1 pseudogene is annotated in these 344 nt (G+C 60.2%); it reads left to right on the top strand.

The annotated features are described in order from the left end of the window. A pseudogene (locus GWC77_RS29950) lies at positions 1 to 195 on the top strand (IS3 family transposase); the annotation flags it as partial. Between the last annotated feature and the right edge of the window lie 149 nt (positions 196 to 344).

The raw sequence follows: 344 nt of genomic DNA, 5'->3' as shown, positions 1-344 counted from the left end.
GATTGCTTCGACAACGCCATGTGCGAAAGCTTCTTCGCCACCCTCGAATGCGAACTGCTCGCTCGTTCGCGCTTCCAAACTCACGAGCAGGCTCGACGGGAGCTGTTCGCCTTCATCGAGGGCTGGTACAACCTCAGCCGCCGGCACAGCGCAATCAGCTATTACTCGCCGATCCGCTACGAAGCCATGCATCGAAAAGAAATGCTCGCCGCTAGCGAGTTGCCCACCGCCGGCCGGCGTCGTGGTCGTGATAGGCGACCCGCCGACCGACCGTGGACAACTCGCACAACCACTCAACCTGGAGGACATCAGCCCGGTCGAAATTCAACTGCTTAACCGTCCTC

It is taken from the genome of Paraburkholderia sp. NMBU_R16 (assembly GCF_013282575.1).
Taxonomy (GTDB): domain Bacteria; phylum Pseudomonadota; class Gammaproteobacteria; order Burkholderiales; family Burkholderiaceae; genus Trinickia.
This window is presented reverse-complemented; position numbering and strand designations above follow the sequence as displayed.